14 protein-coding genes, 2 pseudogenes, 1 riboswitch and 4 other annotated features are annotated in these 22,027 nt (G+C 40.0%); of the genes and pseudogenes, 9 read left to right on the top strand and 7 right to left on the bottom strand.

Annotated features, from left to right (window positions below):
• Positions 1-206: 206 nt before the first annotated feature.
• The 5 genes from AC3G7N_RS14770 to AC3G7N_RS14750 form a co-directional block, all read right to left on the bottom strand.
• Positions 207-1,676 carry an alkaline phosphatase PhoX gene (locus AC3G7N_RS14770; RefSeq protein ID WP_489422937.1) on the bottom strand — a complete coding sequence of 490 codons (1,470 nt, stop codon included), beginning with the start codon at positions 1,674-1,676 and terminating at the stop codon, positions 207-209.
• A gap of 70 nt (positions 1,677-1,746) precedes the next feature.
• The gene (gene tatC, locus AC3G7N_RS14765) at positions 1,747-2,472 is read right to left on the bottom strand and encodes a twin-arginine translocase subunit TatC (RefSeq protein WP_489422936.1); all 726 of its coding nucleotides are present in this window, start codon (positions 2,470-2,472) and stop codon (positions 1,747-1,749) included.
• A gap of 62 nt (positions 2,473-2,534) precedes the next feature.
• Positions 2,535-2,795, bottom strand: coding sequence for a twin-arginine translocase TatA/TatE family subunit (gene tatA / locus AC3G7N_RS14760; RefSeq protein ID WP_489422935.1), 261 nt, complete (start codon positions 2,793-2,795; stop codon positions 2,535-2,537).
• A 1,253-nt stretch (positions 2,796-4,048) separates the two neighbouring features.
• Entirely contained in the window at positions 4,049-4,834 is a 786-nt protein-coding gene (locus AC3G7N_RS14755; protein WP_489422934.1) for a serine/threonine protein kinase, read from the bottom strand.
• Positions 4,835-4,988: 154 nt separating this feature from the next.
• Positions 4,989-6,092, bottom strand: a complete 1,104-nt coding sequence (locus AC3G7N_RS14750; RefSeq protein ID WP_489422933.1) for a 5-methyltetrahydropteroyltriglutamate--homocysteine S-methyltransferase — start codon at positions 6,090-6,092, stop codon at positions 4,989-4,991.
• 83 nt (positions 6,093-6,175) lie between these two features.
• A riboswitch (SAM riboswitch) is annotated at positions 6,176-6,284 on the bottom strand.
• 160 nt (positions 6,285-6,444) lie between these two features.
• On the opposite strand from AC3G7N_RS14750, the gene AC3G7N_RS14745 reads away from it, so the two are divergent.
• The 9 genes and pseudogenes from AC3G7N_RS14745 to AC3G7N_RS14705 all read left to right on the top strand — a co-directional run bounded on the left by AC3G7N_RS14745 (position 6,445) and on the right by AC3G7N_RS14705 (position 19,511).
• Positions 6,445-7,425, top strand: a complete 981-nt coding sequence (locus AC3G7N_RS14745) for a fumarylacetoacetate hydrolase family protein (protein ID WP_489422932.1) — start codon at positions 6,445-6,447, stop codon at positions 7,423-7,425.
• A gap of 13 nt (positions 7,426-7,438) precedes the next feature.
• Positions 7,439-7,645 (top strand) — a binding site (T-box leader).
• A gap of 341 nt (positions 7,646-7,986) precedes the next feature.
• Positions 7,987-8,778 (top strand): annotated as a pseudogene (proB, locus tag AC3G7N_RS14740) (glutamate 5-kinase); the annotation flags it as partial.
• Between the two features lie 91 nt (positions 8,779-8,869).
• Positions 8,870-9,077: a binding site (T-box leader), on the top strand.
• Between the two features lie 75 nt (positions 9,078-9,152).
• Positions 9,153-9,381: a binding site (T-box leader), on the top strand.
• 50 nt (positions 9,382-9,431) lie between these two features.
• Positions 9,432-9,661, top strand: a binding site (T-box leader).
• Between the two features lie 74 nt (positions 9,662-9,735).
• Entirely contained in the window at positions 9,736-10,824 is a 1,089-nt protein-coding gene (locus AC3G7N_RS14735) for a carbamoyl phosphate synthase small subunit (protein WP_489422931.1), read from the top strand.
• The gene (gene carB / locus AC3G7N_RS14730; RefSeq protein WP_489422930.1) at positions 10,808-14,062 is read left to right on the top strand and encodes a carbamoyl-phosphate synthase (glutamine-hydrolyzing) large subunit; all 3,255 of its coding nucleotides are present in this window, start codon (positions 10,808-10,810) and stop codon (positions 14,060-14,062) included. The genes AC3G7N_RS14735 and carB overlap by 17 nt, the downstream gene beginning before the upstream one ends.
• Positions 14,049-15,023, top strand: a complete 975-nt coding sequence (gene argF / locus AC3G7N_RS14725) for an ornithine carbamoyltransferase (protein WP_489422929.1) — start codon at positions 14,049-14,051, stop codon at positions 15,021-15,023. The genes carB and argF overlap by 14 nt, the downstream gene beginning before the upstream one ends.
• Before the next feature lie 281 nt (positions 15,024-15,304).
• Positions 15,305-16,540, top strand: coding sequence for an argininosuccinate synthase (locus AC3G7N_RS14720; RefSeq protein ID WP_489422928.1), 1,236 nt, complete (start codon positions 15,305-15,307; stop codon positions 16,538-16,540).
• Positions 16,541-16,577: 37 nt separating this feature from the next.
• Complete coding sequence (argH, locus tag AC3G7N_RS14715; RefSeq protein WP_489422927.1) at positions 16,578-17,948, top strand: argininosuccinate lyase; 1,371 nt, start codon at positions 16,578-16,580, stop codon at positions 17,946-17,948.
• 103 nt (positions 17,949-18,051) lie between these two features.
• Positions 18,052-18,621, top strand: a complete 570-nt coding sequence (locus AC3G7N_RS14710; RefSeq protein ID WP_489422926.1) for a uracil-DNA glycosylase — start codon at positions 18,052-18,054, stop codon at positions 18,619-18,621.
• Positions 18,622-18,755: 134 nt separating this feature from the next.
• A complete protein-coding gene (locus AC3G7N_RS14705; protein ID WP_489422925.1) occupies positions 18,756-19,511 on the top strand; it encodes a GNAT family N-acetyltransferase in 756 nt (251 codons plus the stop codon).
• A 35-nt stretch (positions 19,512-19,546) separates the two neighbouring features.
• Here the strand turns inward: AC3G7N_RS14705 and AC3G7N_RS14700 are convergent, their stop codons facing one another.
• Positions 19,547-20,170: a DUF3298 and DUF4163 domain-containing protein gene (locus AC3G7N_RS14700; RefSeq protein WP_489422924.1), complete on the bottom strand. Its 624-nt coding sequence runs from the start codon at positions 20,168-20,170 to the stop codon at positions 19,547-19,549.
• A gap of 100 nt (positions 20,171-20,270) precedes the next feature.
• A pseudogene (locus AC3G7N_RS14695) lies at positions 20,271-22,018 on the bottom strand (ABC transporter ATP-binding protein).
• Positions 22,019-22,027: the final 9 nt, after the last annotated feature.

Raw genomic sequence — 22,027 nt, 5'->3', positions numbered from 1 at the left:
TTTAGATATATCGAATGAGTAGTGATATTCCAATCGAACGTTAAGACGAACCTCTTTGTGATAAATACCATCACAAAGAGATTCGTCTTAAACTTGCCGAGGCTGACCACTAAGGAAAGCTCCTGCGAGTAATCGCCGCAGGTAAGTATAATCTGTACTGTGATTGTTTCGATGGTGCTTACGCTTATAGTCTTATTTAATTGAAATTAAAATAATGGAATGCCATGACGTTGAAATGCTGCCGCTTCTAGATGGGTCATGCCCTGAGCTTGTGCAGCTTCGATCACTTTATCCGACAGATTTGGCGCAAAATGTTTAGGCGGTGCAGCATGTCCCATCTTATGCTTTCGTCCATGATTTCCACGTGCAAACGGACCCCAAATCGCAAAGGTAAGACCTGGGTTTTGAATGTTTACAAAAAATGTTTTCCCGTCAGTGGAGAAAGTAGGACCGGCTAATTCGGAATCGTTCAGTCGGTTTTCGCCAAATTGATAAACTTCGCCTTCCGGTGTGATACCCATGATCCGGTCGCCTCCTGGTCCATCTTCTACAAACCAAAGGTCTCCCCAAGGTGCAACAATGATATTGTCGGGCATTTCCATCTTGTTAGCACTCGATGCTTCGTAGAACAATTCTAATTTATTGGTCGATGGTGTATAGCGGTAGATTCGGCCTTTTTGTCCCTTGCTGTATCCGGCAGAGGTGTCGCTAAACCACAAAACACCCGCTACAAAATGTGTGCCTTCTAAACGGTCAAACTGAATACATCCTTTTGTGATTGCATCATCTGTGGGTTTTTCAGGATCTACTTCTTTCCAGACAATTCCGTATTTTCTTCCGGTATTAAAAGACTCCGCCATTGCAGCAGGCATCTCTTCCATCGCTGCAGCCTGAAGTTTGCCTCCTTTTTGCAGAGCGCCCGGCCTTGGAGTCCTGTCATTCGGGATGTAACGGTAAAGAAAGCTTGGACCTCCATCCTCTGTCAGGTAAACAATGCCTGTTGCCGGATCGACATCCACAGCCTCATGAGAAAATGCACCCATTTCTCTAATAGGTGTTTTGGACAAGTTATTTTCAGGGTCATTCGGATCTACCTCAAATGCGTAACCATGGCCTTTCTCAAGGGTTTCTTCACAGGTGATCCACGTTCCCCATGGTGTTGCCCCTCCTGCACAATTGCGTATCGTCCCTGCAGAGGCCACATATTCTTTGATAACTTTATTATTGGGTCCAACTAGCAGAGCTGTCGTTCCACCAGTGTTGTCTTTATCGTATGGATTTTTTCCTATTACTGGATTTTCAGTATCGCCTGTCAATTCATGATTACGAACTAGGATAGTTGAATTATGGCGTCCCCGGAATGCAGCCATCCCATCAAAATTCCCTGGTATCGGCCGACTGTCTGAAAGACTGTTGCCTTCTTCGGAAATGATTCGGTATTGGAAGCCTTTTGGTAAATCAAGTATTCCACCCGGGTCCTTTACCATTGGTCCATAACCAGCCGTACCTGGTTGTCCCATTTTTGGGGGATTCGGCCCTCCATGCTTAGCCAATGCTTCTCCGGAAAATGGCAGGGACAAAGCGGAACCTACTGTAAGTGCCACAGCACCCGTTCCGCCCATTTTTAATAGATCTCTTCTGCTGACATCTTTGTTCCACTTTTGTTCATTATTCAAAATACATACCTCCCAAGTTTGTTGTAAGGCTTCGGTTGAAAATCCAGTTATGTGTAGTTTTCTGCCTTATTTATGCAGCGGTTGCCACAGAGTGTTGTTTTTTTCGATAGACCACTTTTGATAAACTGATACTGCACTCATAGAGAAGCAATAAAGGTAAAATCACCAAAACATCTGAGACAAGATCAGGCGGTGTAATCAAAACCGAAATCACAATCAAAGTAAAGTAAGCTTGTTTGCGTATTTTTTTCAATTGAAACGGGTTAATAATTCCAAGACTTGTTAAAAACATTACAATTGCTGGCAATTCGAATAAAATTCCAAAGGGCAGCGTCATCCTTAGCATAAATCGAAAGTATTTCTCCGTTGTAAAGAATGTCATAAAATGGTCGCCAGCCAGCGCCAACAAAAATTCTAGCACAATCGGAAAAATCAAATAGTAACCAAAGCAAATTCCTGAAACAAATAAGATGAACAAGGCTGGGATATAGGCGAGCGTAGTTTTTTGCTCTCTTTTCGTCAGTGCCGGACGGATGAAAAGCCAGGCCTGTCCCGCCGCGATAGGAATCGTCACAGCCAGCGAAATGATACTGGCTACCATCAAGTACACCCATAAAATCTCCGTTGGCCCGAGAATTGCTAACTGTATCTCCAAATCTTTTACTAACCATCCATAAATATCGCCAGCATAAATCATCGCTGCGATAAAGAAAAGCAAGAAAGCAGAAACGGTAATAATAATACGCTTCCTTAATTCTTCTAAATGCTCCAGGACTGCCATTTTACTGTTTATCATAAGCAACCTCCATTAGACGTAAAGAAGATCAAGCACCATTACTTTACATCTTCTGTTCAGTGCTATTTTTTTCCCATCTTCACTACTGTTTTCTGCTTTTTCATTTCTGCATCACTTTCTGATTCACTGGTACCGGAATACTCATTTGACTTTTTTTCAGCCGCTTCATCATCACCGGAAACGAGATCCCTCGTTGATTTTTTAAACTCTTTCAATGTTGTACCGAAGGCCCGGCCAATTTCCGGTAGCTTTGATGGTCCGAAAATAATTAACGCAATCACAAGTAGAAGAATTATTCCGGGTACGCCAATGTTTTGAATCATAGTTTATCCTCTCCTTAAATGGTAATTTCTTTAAAAGTTCATAAAAAGACCCAGGGGCAGGCACCTTCCTTCTCTTTTAGTTCACTTTCTACATTACACAATCTTCTTTAAGTCAATATGAATTAAATGTTGAGATTTATTAAAATAGTGTAAAAATAATAATGACAAATATCCTATAAAACTTTACTTTCAAAATGTATGCTTTCTGAAGGCTGTTTTCGTAAAGAATGTTGCTTTTGAGAGCTATAAAATGCGACATAACTAAAAATCATGTTTCGTGCCCTACGACCTCTGCGGAAAAAACACTACGCTTTCCGCGGGCTCGCGATAAGCCTCCTCGATTGCAAAGACCGCTCACTGCGGGGTCTCATCGTCTTCGCTGTTCCCGCAGGAGTCTCCGTGTTTTTCCTCCGCTACAGTGGTGTCCAATAACGGAACGATTGTAACCAATTTATTGATTAGAGCATGATTTCCATTATTATGGCAGTTGTTTGGAGCGGAGGACCGTTGACTCCTGCTTAGAACAGCACGTGTCTGAAGACCCTGCAGGAAGTGGTTAATGATGAGGGCCGACTAAAACCGTCCTTTGCGGACAACGTCGGCATACCCCTTGCCGGGGCAAGGAGGCTGAAGCCGTGTCCGCGGAAAGCAACTGTCCGCAGCGGAAAACAACCCAGCCTATACGTCGCAGTTTTTATCAATACAACAGAATTTTGCTAAAACAGCCTTTCTGAAAAATAAAAAAACCAGTGTTACGTACTTGGCACCGCATTCAACCAAAGGTCACAACTATAAAAAGAAGTAGTTTTAGCAGAAGGTATAGTGGAGAATCTACATAATTACAGGTTTTCATATTCGGAGATAGCTTTGTAATCAATTGTTGAAAAATTGTTAATTTATAATGAACCTACTTCGGTTATACTTAAACTGTAAGCAAAAATAGACCACATAGAAATGGAGGTTTACTAATGTTTAAAAAGTTCATGAAAAAAGTAAAGCATAATGTAGCTAAATATACCGAAAGCGGAAGCGACAGAAGACATCGCAAGCATTATAGTGGAAGTGGTTCCAGTGGAAGAAACAGACATCGTTATAGCGGAAGCAGTAGCCGTGGCTCTAGACACTCTCCGTATCAAGGAAGCGGAAGATATAAACGAAAAAGTTCTAGGAGTAGCAGCTAAAAAAGCCAGTTTCTCTTTTAAAGAGAGGAACTGGCCTTTTTCTGGAAGAGTGGAAAGAAAAGCGTTGCCACTCTATACTGTAGACAATGCCTGGTTTAGATCTATTCTTATTTCAGAAGCGTTTTCGTAAGGATCTTTAATAGCCAATAACCGTTCCAGCATATGCTTAGTTGGTGTTTGCAACCTTAATTCCTCTGTCCATGGACGGGGCCTTTTATTAATGGGCACATAAAAAGAATACAATAAATAAAGCAGGATATCTCCTAGGTCATAGAAATCGTCTTGAATTTGCTTTACCCTTTCTTTCGTACCCTCTGCACTATCCAGCTTGCTTGCTAATCCAAAGTCGATTAGATACAATTTTTCATCCCTAAGCATCATGTTTGGAATACGAATATCGTTATGGACGATGTCTTCGATATGGAGATATTCAATGATATTAAGCACCTGTTTTAAAAGCAGGAGAGCGTCTTTTTCTTTAAACTTACTGTGTTCCACAAATAATACATCCTCTAAATTACTTCCATCAATAAATTCCATTGAATAAAATAGGTGATTTTTATAAGGGAAATGATGATACAGCTTTGGAATGCAAGGGTGATGAAGTGAATCAAGAATCGAGATTTCATTATGGTACAGTTGGTGGCCAGACTTACTATTATGTTTGCTTGGCCTCATTTGCTTTAATACGCAATTAGTTCCAGACGTTAGGTCTTCACAGAGGTAGGTGATGCCAAAGCTTCCCATCCCCAGTATTTTTATAATTTTATATCTTTCAGCCACAGTAGCCCGAGTGGGGTATGGACGATCAACTAAAAGGTGGTAAATTTTCTTTAACTGATGCAGGATAGCTATCATAGGCACCTCTTTACATTTCGTTAGTGGGCAATTCTACAAGATATCTTTTCAATATCAAGTATAAAACAAAAAGGAATATAAAACCAACAAGGCTTAACGTAAGAAAAGGATTCAATTCATTTATGAATTGAATCCTTTTCTTTGGAAGGCTGTACTATCCCCAAATTTCTTTTGCCACATCAACGACAAATTTCAATTTGGCCCATTGCTGTTCCTCAGTTAATTTATTACCGTGGTGGGTTGAAGCAAATCCACATTGTGGGCTTAGACATAATTGTTCAAGCGGCACGTATTGTGAAGCTTCTTTAATGCGTGCTTTAATTGTTTCTTTGTCTTCCAGTTCGCCATTTTTAGATGTAACGACACCTAGAACTACTTGTGCCCCGCCATTTGGAATATAGTCTAATGGTTTAAAATCTCCTGAACGTTCATCGTCATACTCCAAAAAGAAGCCATTTACTTTTTCTTTTGCTAACAATGTTGGTGCGATAAGTGCATAGCTTCCTTCAAACGCCCAAGTAGATTGATAGTTGCCACGACATAGATGCGTTGTCACGATTAAATCTTCAGGCTTGTTTTCCAAAGAACCATTGATCACACGTAATGCTAAATCGATTAATTGTTCCCTTGTGTACTTACCATCATTGAATGGAATATCGGGTGCGGAAAGCCCTGCAATGTAAACATCGTCTAATTGTAAATAACGTACACCAGCTTCGTAAAATGCCTCAATAGCATCTTGATATGCTTTTATAATATCATTCGCGTATTCTTCAATGTTTGGGTATATAAATTCGTCATGAATACCAACGTTAAATAATTGATTTGGACTTGGGATTGTTTGTTTCACAACCGCCCGACCGTTAACAATTTCATTTAATTCAACAAAGTCTTTTAAGTGAGGATGGTCTGGATTAAAGGAAATCTTTCCTGTGTTTCGTACGTTATATTTCTCTGTTTCCACCCCTTCAAATAAGTACCCCTGTTCAGGCACATATCCTTCAAATCCGTTTAAGTGCTCTAAGAAGTCTAAGTGGAACCACGTGCGCCTGAATTCACCGTCTGTTACAAGCTCTAAACCAATCTCTATTTGTTTATCAACGATCCGTTTAATTTCCTTCGTTTCAACCTCGTGTAATTGATTCGCGGTAATAGTACCTTCTTTAAATTCTGTTCTCGCTTTGTGTAGGTTGTCAGGCCGTAATAAACTCCCGACGTGATCTGCTCTGAATGGTGCTTTCGTTAGTGTGATTGACATAGTACATTCCTTCTTTCTTTTTATTTAAAATAAAAAACCTCTTCTTTTAATAAGAAGAGGTTTAGGCAACGTGATTATTACTCTTCTTATCTTCAAGCTTTACGCTTCTGGAATTGGCACAGTACTAAAAATAAAAATAAGTCTGCTGCCGAGGTATCTAAGGGCCAGTCCCTCCACCTCTCTGGATAAGAAAATTACATATTCAATTTAGATGTTAATAAACACAATACCTATATAACTATTAAATGTCAAGAGGGAATTTTCAATATTTTCAGATTGGACATTGGGAATAGATTGATAATATATGGTACTATAAACAAAATTAGAGTCAAGAAAACGAGGGGTGTTAATTATGAAATTAATTAACTATAAATTTAAAGGAAAACCAGGTGATTTTAGAATAGGTTGTTTAGTAGATAATAAGGTGGTTGATTTGCAGGAAAGTTATCGTGAATTGCTGATTTCTAAACAGGAAAAGGATGTTATCCATTCAATCGATAACCTTCTTCCAGCAGATCCTTCTTCATTTTTTTCAATGGGAATAAGTGCAATAGAGCGGGCAAAGGAGGCCTGCGAGTACAGTGTAATTCATGCCAGTAACGGTTTAATGTTTGATCGGGATGAAGTGAATTTGAGCACACCAATTCCGGTTCCTTCAAAAATCATTTGCGTTGGAAAGAATTATGCTGAACATGCGGCTGAGATGGAGAGTGATGTACCTGAGTTTCCTGTTCTTTTTGCGAAATTCAGCAATGCATTAATTGGCCCCGAAGATGACATTGAAAAGTCTACTTTTACAGAAAAGCTAGATTATGAAGTGGAGTTAGCAGTAGTAATTGGGAAAGAAGCGTCGCATGTCAGTAAAGGAGAAGCCTTTAACTATATTGCTGGGTATACAATTGCCAACGACATATCTGCTCGTGACTTACAAAAACGTACACCTCAATGGTTACAGGGTAAAACGCTTGATCGCAGTACACCGGTTGGACCAAGTGTGGTTACCACAGATGAAATTCCGGACCCGTCCAATTTATCTATTCGCTCATTTGTGAATGGGGAGGAACGTCAGAACTCAAATACAAGTCGGTTAATTTTTGATGTCCCATTCCTCATTCAATTTATTTCCGGTTTAATCACGCTAAAACCAGGAGATATTATTTTGACAGGTACGCCAAATGGGGTAGGTTTTGCAATGAATCCACCACAATTTTTACAAGATAGTGATGTCTTAACATTAGAAATAGAAAAGTTAGGAAAGCTTGAAAACAAAGTAATCAAAACGAAAATAAATACTGAAAATTCTCTATTGACTTGTTCCGATGATTCTGTATAATAAGGAGAAATTAATAAAATCGATGAAGAAAAGAGTAATTACAAAGGTCAGCAGAAGCGAGCCGGGGTGGTGAAAGCCGGTGCAGGACGTGTAATGAACCGCATTTTTGAGATGTTAGTTAAAACTGATCGGATCGCATCCGTTAAAAGCCCAAGCCGATTCTGCAAGACGCGGAATAATTAGAGTGGTACCGCGGATGTTCTAAACGTTCGTCTCTGTTAGATAGAGATGAGGGTTTTTTTATTTTAGGTTCTTTTAAAAAGGCAACGCCCGATTCCGCTTCGGGCCGTCGCTTTCCGCGGGCAACGCTTCAGCTGCTGTTTTTCTAAACAGGAGTCGACTGCCTGAAGCGAAAGTCAAACACCATGCTAGCGAAGGAAATACACGACGACCCCAGCGCAAGCCCGCGGATATGGAGCGGGATGTTAGGAACAATTTTTCACAAGGATTAAATAACAACAAAGCTTACGAAAAAAGCCTTATTTTATTAGAAAGTTATACTAATGACCTGCGCTCAGGCCATATTTAATTTAACGGGCTGCATGAGAGGAACGTGTCTAGATGGGGAAAAAACGTGTCGTCGTTAAAATTGGCAGTAGTTCTTTAACGAATATAAAAGGCGAAATTGATCACGAAAGACTAGTAGATCATATCGATGCTCTTGCTGCACTCAGGAAGGCAAATCATGAAGTAATACTAGTTTCTTCGGGTGCAGTTGCTGCTGGATTTACAAGGCTGGGCTACACTTCTATACCAAGTACCATCAAAAGAAAACAAGCAGCGGCAGCAGTCGGTCAAAGTCTATTAATCCAATCCTATATTGAAAAATTTAGAGATTTGGATATTGTTCCAGCACAGCTATTGTTAACACGAGATGACTTTTCCAACCCGGAACGATTCAGAAATGCCTTCTCCACCATCACCGAACTGTTAGACCGAGGAATTTTACCCATCATAAATGAAAATGACACAGTTGCCATTAATGAGTTAACTTTTGGTGATAATGATATGTTATCTGCCCTTGTAAGTGGTTATGTTCATGCTGATCAATTAATTATCTTAACGGATATAAATGGACTATTCGATGAGAATCCGCGGTTAAATCCGTTAGCAAAAAAAATTGATTACCTAGAGGATATTACGGAAGATATGATGGATGCAGCAGATGGTTCGGGTTCAACGTTTGGTACGGGTGGAATGAAATCAAAACTTCATGCTGCAAGAACAGCTATGTCACTAGGTGTACCAATCTTTATTGGTGATGGAAGTGGTACTGAAAAATTGCTGAACATATTAAAAGGATCAGGTGATGGTACATACATTTCCAATCCATCCATTGAATACAGTAATTCGGGCAAATAATTTACTTTTTGAAATTGAATCATGCAAAAGTTATTTTGCCTGTTGACTTAATCTAGGAATTCTGTATAATGAAGAGAAATTAACAAATTCGATGAAAAAAAGAGTAGTTACAAAGGTCAGCAGAAGCGAGCCGGGTTTGGTGGAAGCCGGTGCAGGACGTGTAATGAACCGCATTTTTGAGATGTCGGCTAATACCGATCGGATCGCCTCCGTTAAAAGCCTCAAGCTGATTCCGCAATGCGGGATAACTAGAGTGGTACCGCGGATGCAATCAAACGTTCGTCTCTTATTTAAATAGAGATGAAGGTTTTTTTTATTTTCACCAAAAAGGTATTCTAATGATCTGGGTTCAACCATAACTTATACTATAATCGATGATAAAGAGAGTAATTGCATAGAACTGCAGGAAGCGAGCCGGGACGGTGGAAGCCGGTGCAGCAATGTAATGAACCGCACTTTTGAGATATCTGCTTGAACAGGGCCAAAAGCCTTATTAGAGCTGATCGGGTCGTCTCCGTTAAAAGCGCCAAGCCGATTCCGCAATGCGGAATAACTAGAGTGGTACCGCGGATGTAATCAACGTTCGTCTCTTATTTAATATAGAGATGAACGTTTTTTATTTTGTACAAAAAAACATTTTAACAAATAAATCAATGATGAAGAGAGTAATGACATGAAACTGGAACAGCGAGCCGGGACGGTGGAAGCCGGCACAAGACGTGTCATGAACCGCACTTCTGAGATGTCAGTTTGAACAGGTGAAAGCCTTAATAGAATTGACCGGGTTACCACCGTTAACAGGTCAAAGCCGGTTCTGTTTAGCAGAACAACAAGAGTGGCACCGCGGGTGATAAGATTCACGCTCGTCTCTTTCTACGAGACGAGTGTTTTTTTATATCTAAAAAAGCATCTCTAGGTAAGTGCTAAATTAAAAAAGGGGGATTTTCAATGGACACAGGTTATCTAATTTTGGAGACCGGGGATGTTTTCGAGGGGAAAATGGTAGGAAAGGATAACTCATCTGCAGGAGAAGTTATCTTTAATACAAGTATGACCGGATACCAAGAAATTTTGACTGATCCCTCTTACGCTGGCCAAATCATCACGTTCTGTTATCCACTAATTGGAAATTATGGGATCAACTCTTATGACAATGAAAGTACCAGTCTCCACCCTTCTGGAGTTGTTATTAGTGATATTTGTGCAACACCAAGTCACTATTTAGCAATTAAAACATTCGCTGAACATCTTGAAAAGGAAGGAATTCCTTGCATTGCAGGTGTTGATACAAGAGCGATTGTAAAAAAAATTCGTAAAAACGGTACGATGAAGGGCGTCATCTCAAAAACACCCAGTAAATTTTTGCCTTTTGCTCGTGTACCAAGTACTGAAATAGATTTAGTTAAAAAGGTTTCCACAAAGAGCATCCAGCAATATGACGGATCCGGGTCACATATTGTTTTAGTGGATTATGGCTATAAAAAATCAATGTTGCAGGTACTGCTTAAGGAAAAATGTAAAGTATCAGTGGTTCCTTTTTCAACAACATTCTCAGAGTTACACTCTCTAAATCCTGATGGCGTTATGTTCAGTAACGGGCCCGGTGATCCCATGATGCTTTCATCAATGTTTCAAGAGGTTAAAAAAATAACAGAGCATTTTCCTTCTCTCGGGATATGTATGGGCCATCAAGTAATTGCTTTAGCCTATGGAGCAAAAACTAATAAACTGCTTTTTGGCCATCGTGGCGGGAATCATCCAGTTAAAGAAATTGAAAGCGGAAAGGTTTGGATGACACCACAAAATCACGGGTATGTCGTAACAGAAGACAGTATTGATCAGGACATATTCAGCGTGACTTACCGGAACGTCAATGATCAATCAATAGAAGGTCTGAGGCATAGAAAGCTACCAATTGAAACCGTCCAATTTCACCCAGAAGGGCATCCGGGACCTACTGATACGGAGCATATCTTTAAAGGCTTTCTAGATAATATTCGAAAGGCGGGTGAAATCACTTATGCCACTACGACCTGATATTCAAAAAGTTTTAGTCATTGGATCAGGACCTATCGTTATTGGGCAAGCGGCTGAATTTGATTATGCCGGTACCCAGAGTTGTCTTGCTTTAAAGGAAGAAAGCATTGAGGTCGTTTTGATTAATAATAATCCAGCAACGATCATGACCGATGAAAAGATCGCAGATAGAATTTATATTGAACCGCTCACCGTCCAAACAATTGAAGAGATCATCAAGAAAGAGAAGCCTGACGGAATCATTGGGACGCTTGGTGGTCAGACTGGTTTAAATCTAGCAGTCCAATTAGATGAAGAAAACATCCTCCAGAAATATGGTGTTGAACTTTTAGGTACATCCATCAAATCAATTCAAGGGGGAGAGGACAGAGAAAAGTTCCGTCAATTAATGATTGATAATGATGAACCAATTCCAGAATCCAAGATCATTCACACATTTGAGGAAGGTCATCAATTTGTCCAGGAGATTGGATTTCCGGTCATCATAAGACCTGCTTATACACTAGGGGGTTCGGGTGGAGGGTTTGCTGCTAATGAAGAGGAACTACAAATGATTCTTAACTATGGCCTGACCTCAAGCCCTATTCATCAAGTGTTAATTGAGAAAAGCATAAAAGGCTGGAAGGAAATTGAGTATGAAGTAATGCGGGATGCTAATGACACATGCTTGATTGTGTGCAATATGGAGAATATTGATCCAGTAGGCGTTCATACCGGGGATTCAATGGTTGTCGCGCCATCTCAAACATTGACAGATGTTCAATATCAGATGCTCAGAAGTGCATCGTTAAAGATCATCCGAGCTTTAAAAATCGTTGGTGGCTGTAATATCCAATTTGCGCTTGATCCGCATTCCGAGCAATATGTGATTATAGAAGTCAATCCGAGAGTCAGTCGTTCTTCAGCCCTCGCATCAAAAGCTACTGGTTATCCGATTGCGAGGATCGCTACGAAATGTGCAGTCGGGTATCATTTGGATGAAATCGTCAATCCGATCACTGGAACAACATTTGCTTCCTTTGAACCAGCACTTGATTATGTTGTTGTCAAATTGCCTCGCTTCCCGTTTGATAAATTCACCGATGCTGATCGGACGTTAGGGACACAAATGAAAGCGACGGGTGAAGTGATGGCAATTGATCGAACGCTAGAAGGTGCTCTGAACAAGGGGGTGCGATCATTAGAATGTGGTTTTTCCAGTCTCTGTTTGCCTGCGTTTCAAAAGGTAAAGAAAGAAGTGCTTATCAATCACATGGAAGATGCAACAGACTTACGTTTATTCGCGATTGCAGAAATGTTCCGGCGTAGCATGACCATTGAAGAGGCGAATAACTATACAGCGATCGACCCTTGGTTTTTACAAAAAATAAAAGGAATTGTTGAACTAGAAGAGCAATTAACAGCGTTTAGATGGGATAACGTACCAGTGACCCTTTTAAAACAGGCAAAACAAATAAATATCAGTGATCAATGGTTTACGCAAATTTATCAAATTCAGGCCAAAGACGTGAGAGAAAAGTGGAAAGTACTGGGGATGAAACCGGGGTACAAATTAGTTGATACCTGCGCTGCTGAATTTGAAGCCGAGACACCTTATTACTATTCAACCTGGACGGGAGAAGATGAGGCAGAGATAAGCGAAAACAAAAAAGTCCTTGTTATTGGTTCCGGGCCAATCCGTATTGGTCAAGGAATAGAATTTGACTATTGTTCGGTTCAAGCTGCTTTAGCCGTAAAGAATATGGGGTATGAGGCGATCGTCATTAACAACAACCCCGAAACGGTTAGTACAGATTATTCAATTGCGAATCGTCTTTATTTTGAGCCACTAACTCTAGAGGATATCTTGAATGTTGCAGAAAAAGAGAAAGTCACCGGTGTACTTATTCAATTTGGTGGTCAAACAGCTATCAATCTTGCTAAATCCCTAGAAAAAGAAGGGATGACCATTTTAGGCACATCCACAGGGGCTATTGACCAATTGGAGGACCGACAGTATTTTTACGACACGTTAAAGAAATTAAGTATCCCGCATATTCAGGGTGAAACTGTTAGTGATGTATGCGAATTACGAAGCGTTGCGGAGCGGCTAGATTTTCCAATACTTGTTAGGCCTTCCTATGTGATTGGTGGCCAATCAATGTTCATTTTTTACAATTCATTTGAACTGGAACGTTATATTAATTTGGGGGACGTGGGTAATAACAAATCGTGGCCATTATTAGTCGACCGATATATGCCTGGTGTCGAATGTGAAATTGATGCAATTAGTGACGGTGAACATGTATTAATTCCGGGTATATTTGAACATATCGAAAAAGCGGGTGTTCATTCTGGTGACAGCACAGCTGTTTTTCCGTCATTTTCATTATCGGAAATGGTGAAATCCACCATCGTGGACTATACGAACCGAATTTGTACGGCCTTAGAGATAAACGGATTAATGAACATCCAGTTTGTGATAGCAAAAGAGACCGTTTATGTACTGGAGGTCAACCCAAGGTCTTCTCGTACGGTTCCTATTATAAGCAAGATAACAGGAATACCGATGGTTGAGACAGCAGTCACCGTTCAGCTTGGCAAAAACTTGGAACAGCAGGGAAAAGAATGCGGGCTTTTACATGAACCATCTTTTTATTCAGTAAAGGCACCTGTTTTTTCGGCAACAAAATTGAAAAATGTGGACTTTGTATTAGGACCAGAAATGAAATCAACTGGAGAACTTTTAGGCATCGGGACTTCCATTGAGGCTGCTTTAGAAAAGGCAATGTTTTCAGATGGGAAAAACTCCTTACAATTCACACATCAAAAACCTGTCATTCTTTGTGCCATGTCAGACCGGGAAAAAGGGCAAAGCATTGAAATAATAAGAGCATTAGTAAATAGAGGTTTCCAAATCGGAGCAACACCTCAAACAGCAGCGTTTTATCAAAAGCATGATATAACTGTTTCTCACATTATGAAAGATGTAGCTTCCGCGAAGGGTTATATAGCGGGTGGGGGAGTAGCAGCAGTCTTGAATAGTCCGACACAAGGCCGTAACCAAAATTCATTCGGTTTTGGTTTAAGGGAGCTCGCCGTGCGATATAACGTGCCGTTGTTTACATGTTTGGACACGGTAAAAGTCACTTTAAATCTTCCAGAGAAAGTGAGCCAAAAAACCGTGTTGACACTTAAAGAATATCGTGAAAACAAGCAATTATTAATTAAGGGGAGTGAGAGCCATGTTAAAAGTTGACATTGATAATCAGGTTAAGCAGGTTCCTTTTGAATTAAAGGGAAAAGATTTTATCAAGATGGCTGATTTTGAACCAAACGATATTTTCTTTCTTCTGGATCAAGCAGTTGAAATGAAGAACTTGCAAAAGAAGGGGATTCCACATCCGTATTTAAGCGGTAAGGTATTAGGGATGGTATTTGAAAAGTCATCGACACGAACCAGGGTATCGTTTGAAGTGGGAATGATGCAACTTGGCGGGCAAGCAATCTTTTTAAGTTCAAATGATATTCAACTTGGTCGCGGGGAAACGGTTGAAGATACGGCTAAAGTTTTATCACGGTATGTTGACGGACTTATGGTTCGAACATTTGCCCATAAATCGATTGAACAGTTTGCTAAAACCGCTGATGTTCCCGTTATTAATGGTCTTACTGATTTGCATCACCCAACTCAAGTTCTGGCGGATTTATTAACCATTTACGAGCACAAAGGTACATTAACGGGATTAAAGATGTGTTACATCGGTGACGGCAACAACAATATGTGCCATTCGCTTTTGGAAGGTGCTGCAAGTGTTGGCATGCATCTCTCGGTTGCCAGCCCCAATGGTTATGAACCAAACCTTACTATTATTGAAAAAGCTAAGCAAGCTGGCAAGGCTACTGGGAGTATTGTGAGCTTTACGGATTCACCAGAGGAAGCCATTGAGCAAGCCGACATCGTCGTGACAGATGTCTGGACCAGTATGGGGCAAGAGTTTGAACAGAAGGAACGCATCAAGGCATTTGCACCATTTCAAGTAAATGCATCCCTATGTTCTCACGCAAAGGAAAATTTCATCTTTCTTCACTGTTTGCCAGCACACCGTGGTGAAGAAGTAACAGCAGAGATTATCGACGGTCCACATTCAGTCGTTTTTGATGAAGCGGAGAATCGGCTACATGCACAAAAAGCAATTTTAAAAAACTTAATGAAATAAGAACAAAAGCGTAAGTGCCCGAATAAAGGAAGGCCGCCGTATGATCTGTGCCCGCGCAACGTGGGTAGTTCGATGTTGCTCATGCTTTATGGCGCTTTTAATCGAACCTCCTTTTTCTTTGAGATAAAGGAAACACAAAGAGCGTAAGCGAATAAGGATGTTAGACTAATGTCGAACTGTTATCGTAAGGAGGCACCTGAAGGGCACTAGGCAATGGGCGCTGGAGCTGAACACGGCTGATTCTGTAGTTTCCCAATTAAATTATAAAGGAGAGAATAAACATGGCAAAGGAAAAAATTATTTTAGCGTACTCTGGCGGCTTGGATACATCTGTATCGGTGAAATGGATCCAAGAAAAGTATGATTACGATGTAATTGCTCTAGGATTAAATGTTGGAGAAGGGAAGGACTTGGAAGAGATTAAACAAAAGGCATTAGATGTAGGGGCAATAAAGTCGATTGCCATTGACGCGAAAGACCTGCTTGCACAGGATTATATTTTACCAGCCTTGAAGGCAAATGCGTTGTACGAAGGGAAATATCCCATTTCTTCTGCATTGTCACGCCCGTTAATAGCAAAATTATTAGTGGATGTCGCAGAACAAGAGGGCGCTGTCGCCGTTGCGCATGGTTGTACTGGAAAGGGCAATGACCAGGTACGATTCGAGGTCTCAATTCAAGCGCTGAATCCAAATTTAAAAGTTGTTGCGCCAGTTCGTGAATGGGGGATGACAAGAGACGAGGAGATCGCTTATGCAACGGAGAAAGGTATTTCTATTCCAGTAAATCTTGACAATCCATTTTCCATTGATGCGAATATTTGGGGGCGTGCGTGTGAAGCCGGAGTCTTAGAAGACCCTTGGGCAGAGGCTCCAGAAGCGGCATTTGATTGGACGAATCCGATTAGCCTCACGCCAGATGAACCGGAATATATTAACATTTCGTTTGAGGAAGGCGTGCCTGTTGCGTTAAATGATAAAAAGATGCCGCTAGTGGAATTAATTGAAACACTTAATGAACAAGGGGGCATTCATGGGGTTGGTCGGATTGACCATATTGAAAACCGTTTAGTAGGCATTAAATCAAGAGAAGTTTACGAAAACCCAGGAGCCTTGATTTTGATTAATGCCCATAAAGAATTGGAATTTCTTACACTGGCACGTGAGGTTTCGCAATTTAAAACAACGGTGGATCAACAAATGTCTAAAATTATTTATGACGGTCTTTGGTATTCACCAATAAGACCAGCCCTAGATGCTTTTATTAATGAAACGCAAAAGGTTGTTTCAGGGAAGGTTCGGGTGAAACTTCATAAAGGGTCACACGTTGTTGTTGGTCGAAAGTCAGTCAATAGTCTCTACAACGAGGAACTCGCAACCTATGCAAAAGGGGACGCATTTAATCACAATGCAGCAGTTGGATTTATTAACCTGTGGGGGCTCTCAACAAAGGTTTATGCAGGGGTACACCAAGCAAAAGGTGATTCCAAAGTTAGCGAACTTTTAAAGGTAAAATAGGGAATTTAAAAAATTTTTAACTAGCAGGAGGGTTACTATGGCAAAGCTATGGAGTGGACGGTTTACAAAGGACACAAATAAACTTGTTGACGAATTCACAGCATCTATCTCATTTGATCAAAAATTAGCGAATCAAGACATTGAGGGCAGTCTTGCCCACGTTCAAATGCTCGGCGAGTGTGGTATTATCACCTCTGATGAAGCAAAAGTTATTCAAGCTGGGTTACAAACAATTTTAGAGAAACTCAAGAAGGATGAGATTGAATTTCTGGTTGAACACGAAGATATTCATATGAATCTCGAAAAACTTCTAATCGACGAAATCGGTCCAGTCGGCGGTAAACTTCACACTGGGCGGAGCCGAAATGACCAAGTGGCAACAGACATGCATCTTTATCTTCGTACCAAGACGAAGGCAATTGTCGATTTACTGGAAAAGGTTCAGTCTGCTATCATCACGCAGGCAAAAGATAATATTAAAACGATCTTGCCCGGATACACCCATCTTCAACGTGCGCAACCGGTCTCGTTTGCCCATCATTTATTAGCTTATTTTTGGATGTTTGAACGGGATAAAGAAAGGTTACAAGACAGTCTGAAGCGGGTTAACATTCTTCCTTTAGGAGCTGGGGCGTTGGCTGGCACAACCTTCCCAATTAATCGTGACCGTGTTGCTGAACTATTAGAATTTGATGATGTTTACCCTAACAGCATGGACGCTGTAAGTGATCGGGATTTTATTCTTGAGTTTTTATCGATCGCATCAATCCTAATGGTGCACCTTTCAAGACTATCGGAAGAAATGGTGATCTGGAGCAGTCAGGAATTTCAGTTTATTGAGCTTGACGATTCCTTTTGTACAGGTTCAAGCATCATGCCGCAAAAGAAGAATCCAGATGTTCCCGAACTATTAAGAGGGAAAACTGGACGTGTATTTGGCGATTTAGTTGGTCTACTAACCGTATTGAAGGGGTTGCCTTTAGCTTACAACAAAGATTTGCAAGAGGATAAAGAAGGCATGTTTGATACGGCGGACACATTAGAAGGCTCATTGACACTTCTTGCTCCAATGTTAGAAACGATGACAGTGAATGATAAGAAGATGCGAAATGCCGTAACGCAAGATTATTCAAATGCAACTGACATTGCCGATTATTTGGCCACAAAAGGCATGCCCTTTCGACAAGCACATGAAGTCATTGGAAAGATTGTAATTTATGCTATTGAAAAAGAAAAGTATTTATTAGATTTAGATATGAACGAATATAAAACATTTAGCACATTATTTGAAGAAGATGTTTTCAATTATTTAGAGCCAGAGCATGTAGTAGGAGCAAGAAAAAGTAAGGGCGGGACAGCCGCAGAGCAAATTGAACAGCAATTGGAACTTGCAGAGGGAAAATTATAGTTTTTTATCTTGGACTTATGCCATTTAAATTGCGGTGTAAGTCCGTTTATTATTTAGGGTAAATGTGGATACACTAAGTGAAAAAGTTAGGAGGGGAACGTCGTTGACAGATTTCTGTCCAGTTTCTTTGCAGGAGGAGTCAACTCCAGATAATTGTAAGGAGTGCAGGGAATGCGGTCTATACGAGCATGGATCTAGAATGGTTTGGGGTGAAGGGAACCCGGATGCACCCATTATGGTAATCCTTGATAATCCTGGTTTGCGTGAAGATCGGGATGGAAATGGATTTGTATGTGGAACAAGGCAAACGTTACAACAGGTAGCCAATGACGTTGGGCTAAATATGGATGATTTGTATGTGACCTATATTTTAAAAAGAAAGCCGACACGGTCATATGAAAAGGCGCTGGTTCGCGAAACTTGTATGATTCATCTAAGCCAGCAACTTCAAGTCAAACAGCCTGAGTTTATTCTTTGCTTAGGAAACGTAGCAGTCCAATCCTTTTTTCAAAACCCTGACGTTGATGTAAAGTCTTTACGTGGTTTTACGCATGATGTCCAAGGATATCGGACGTCTGTTGCTTATCATCCTTTAGCTGTTAGACGTCGCCCAAATTTATGGGGAAAGTTTAAAGAGGATTGGAATTATGTTGCCAATCATTATCACAATTAATCAAGTTTAAAAACACACGTAGTCGATTGACAATGACCGTGTGTTTTTCCATTTAAATACATAAAGTTATATAAAAAGTATACATTATCGATTACAATTAAGTTATCTAAAAAGTTGATTAGGAGGAGGATACAATGAATACGATAACATTTGAGAATATCTATATGACTGGCCATGTCGTATTTGAAAATAGTCAATACAAACACTTTCATTACCCAGAAATGTTAGTTCGGTATGACAGTAATTTTATTCAATTTAAAAAAATGCCATCTATGGATGAGTTTAAGGAAGCGGCTAACTATCTAAGAGACTTTCATAAGCAAAAGGGTCAGAAACACGTGAAGTTTTATTTACCTGAAAATGAAAAACCGGCAGAAGAGTTAATTCAGTATTTTAAGGATTCTGGTTATGACTTTAGTTTCCAGGAATTATATGTTACTCAACCAAATCAATTTCCTGAAACAGATAATAACGTAGACATAAATATTGAAGCAGTCAAAGATGATAATTTTGAAACATTCCTATCTTTACAATACCAACAGGAACTGCAGTTTGGTGAGGAATTTGCTAAACAAAAAATAAACATGCATAAAGGTAATTTTGAGGATCCTGCCATTCTGCAAGTTATGGCATTTTATAAAGGGACTCCAGTTGGTTCAGTAGATGTCATTATTGCAGGTGATACAGTTGAAATTGATGGATTAAATGTTCTTGATACTTATCAGAAAAAAGGAATAGGTAGTATGCTGCAAAGGTCTGTCATGGATAGATTTCCTGACAAAACAGTAATTTTAGTCGCTGATGGTGAAGATACACCGAGGGATATGTATAGAAAACAAGGTTATCAGTACCTTGGATTTAAATATGAGGTGCAAAAGATTTACAAATAGCGAGGTCTGTTCCCCACCAGGTGGGGGACCTCGCATTAATTATTCACTGCCATTTGCCCGAGTGGGCCATCTTCATCAATGATGTCCTGTAGAGAAAATACGGAAATCGGGAACATCGGAAGTCCGACATAATACGGCGTGATTTCGTAAAGTTGAAAATAAAGGACAAGGGCTTTGTCAGCGATATAGAAATCCTGATCAGGTGATATTTTCGAAAAATCACCCAAAAGCTGTATATTTCGCTCGTTTATTTGATTTTGAACAATTTTTGAAAGAACATCTACATAATCGCTTCCGGGTTTAAACAAATCCTTAAGTTGATATTGTTTTCCGGTTTGTACGTTGAAGGTCAAAGACTTCATTAATGTTAAACCGTGTGCATGTTGATAGGCATATGCATAATTGATAAAAGATAGGCTGAGAATATTTCGTTCATTTGTTTTGATTTCAAAGGATCCAATCATTTCTGTGAATGAATTGGTACCTTGCATCTGATATTGCTGCTGAATCAACGATTGAACCAGCTGGAAGATAGTTTGATTAATGGTTTGTTGCACATTCGTATTCGATAAACCAATTACTTGCGGGTAATAAATAGTGGTTCCCTTCCGTTGCAGTATCATTGTTTGTATCGAAACAGGTAAAACTTGGGGGTCCATTTTCATCATCCTTTAATTAAGTTTAACTATCTTATTCCAAGGATTGGGAAAATGTCCATGGGTGATCTGTCCTCTGATAAGTCAAGGGGGAAGATTCCACTTATGTTAATTGCTGTTCAGCAAATTCACGATATAACGCATGTGATTCTGTTAATTTGCGATGAGTTCCACTACCTGTAACTTGCCCATTCTCAATGAATATAATTTTGTCTGCATCGACAATTGTTGATAGCCGATGGGCGATAACGAAGGTTGTACGTCCAACCATTAACCGTGCTAAGGCTTGTTGAACAACACCTTCCGATTGACTGTCCAAGCTTGCTGTTGCTTCATCCATCATGAGAATTTTAGGGTCTCGTAAAAAAGCACGGGCAATAGCAATTCGTTGCCTTTGTCCACCCGATAGCTTCACGCCACGCTCACCAACCTCTGTGTTCAATCCATTTGGGAAATAATTTATAAATTGATCCGCATATGCCATTTTGGCTACTTCCCAAAGACGTTCATCCTTTACCAACTCCCAATCAATTAATCCGTAACATAGATTTTCGCGAATCGTTCCAGACATCATTGCACTTTCCTGAGAAACATAACCAATTTGACTGCGCCATGATTCCATTGATAAATCTTTGATCGGAGTGTTTCCAATTCGTATTTCACCTGCAGATGGTTCATAAAACCGTTCAAGTAATCCGAACATCGTGGTTTTACCACCTCCACTAGGACCGGCGAATGCAATCATTTCACCTGGTTGAGCTTCAAACGAAACTTGTTTAAGTACAGGCTCATCTTCACTATAAGAAAACGCTACGTCTATGACGTGTATAGATTCATTTGCAATATCCATTTCTAAGCCGTCCTGACCTGCTTCTGATGGTAGTTCTAATATATTAATAATACGTTCTGTAGCACCCTTTGCCTTTTGTAATTGCGTAAAAAACATTGCAAAAGAGGTGATTGGCATAATAATTTGGAAAAGGTAGAGTAAGAAAGCAACGAGCGATCCGGTTGACATAGCACCATTAGCAACACGCATTCCACCATAACCAATTATCATTACAATAACGACCATGATAACTAGATACATAACGGGTGCAATAAAGGCAAAGATACGTGCCTCTTTTAATCCGAATCCTAGTAACTTTTCAATTCCAGATAATCCTTTCCAGATAATCCTTTTGTTACTTCACTCTTTTCAGCATTGGATGATTTCATTAAGCGGATTTCTCCAAGTGTTTGTTGAATATTTCCAGTGAATACAGCTGTTTCATCCTGTAATCCACGTGATATTTTTGCCATTTTTCGTCCAAGTGGGATCATAATCGCTAACGTAATTGGAACAGAAAGAAGCATGATTAAGGTCATTTTCCAATCCATAATTAGTAAAATAGTAACAGCGCCGAAGATAGAAATTACTCCTGTAACAAATTGTGGGAAGTGTTGAGAGATTAAATCTTTGACAATACTTGTATCGCTTACTACACGACTAACTGTTTCACCGCTGGATGTTTTATCAAAATAACTGACAGGTAGTCGTATGAGTTTTGCCCACATATTTTCGCGTAGCTTAGCAACAATTTTCTGCCCGACTGCTGTTAGTAGGTAAATGGATACTCCATTTACAACTGCTTGAATGACAAATGCAGCAACAATTGCAACTATTAGGGGTATACTTAACGATGATACAGAAAAGTCATCTACTAAATTTTTGGTTAGTAATGGAACAACAAGACCGGCAAGCGTGGTAATCACACTTGCGATTAATCCAATAACTAGCCCAAGCTTTGGAATGTTAGTTGATAGAATAAGAGAGATAAATGGCTTAAGGCCATTTTGTTTATTTTTCATAGTATGTAC

Source organism: Virgibacillus carmonensis (genome assembly GCF_057836705.1).
This window is presented reverse-complemented; position numbering and strand designations above follow the sequence as displayed.

Coding starts and splice junctions, on each gene's coding strand:
- tatC (WP_489422936.1), bottom strand. CDS start 2,472: ATGATAAACAGTAAAATGGCAGTCCTGGAGCATTTAGAAGAATTAAGG.
- tatA (WP_489422935.1), bottom strand. CDS start 2,795: ATGATTCAAAACATTGGCGTACCCGGAATAATTCTTCTACTTGTGATT.
- AC3G7N_RS14755 (WP_489422934.1), bottom strand. CDS start 4,834: ATGATAGCTATCCTGCATCAGTTAAAGAAAATTTACCACCTTTTAGTT.
- AC3G7N_RS14750 (WP_489422933.1), bottom strand. CDS start 6,092: ATGTCAATCACACTAACGAAAGCACCATTCAGAGCAGATCACGTCGGG.
- AC3G7N_RS14745 (WP_489422932.1), top strand. CDS start 6,445: ATGAAATTAATTAACTATAAATTTAAAGGAAAACCAGGTGATTTTAGA.
- AC3G7N_RS14735 (WP_489422931.1), top strand. CDS start 9,736: ATGGACACAGGTTATCTAATTTTGGAGACCGGGGATGTTTTCGAGGGG.
- carB (WP_489422930.1), top strand. CDS start 10,808: ATGCCACTACGACCTGATATTCAAAAAGTTTTAGTCATTGGATCAGGA.
- argF (WP_489422929.1), top strand. CDS start 14,049: ATGTTAAAAGTTGACATTGATAATCAGGTTAAGCAGGTTCCTTTTGAA.
- AC3G7N_RS14720 (WP_489422928.1), top strand. CDS start 15,305: ATGGCAAAGGAAAAAATTATTTTAGCGTACTCTGGCGGCTTGGATACA.
- argH (WP_489422927.1), top strand. CDS start 16,578: ATGGCAAAGCTATGGAGTGGACGGTTTACAAAGGACACAAATAAACTT.
- AC3G7N_RS14705 (WP_489422925.1), top strand. CDS start 18,756: ATGAATACGATAACATTTGAGAATATCTATATGACTGGCCATGTCGTA.
- AC3G7N_RS14700 (WP_489422924.1), bottom strand. CDS start 20,170: ATGGACCCCCAAGTTTTACCTGTTTCGATACAAACAATGATACTGCAA.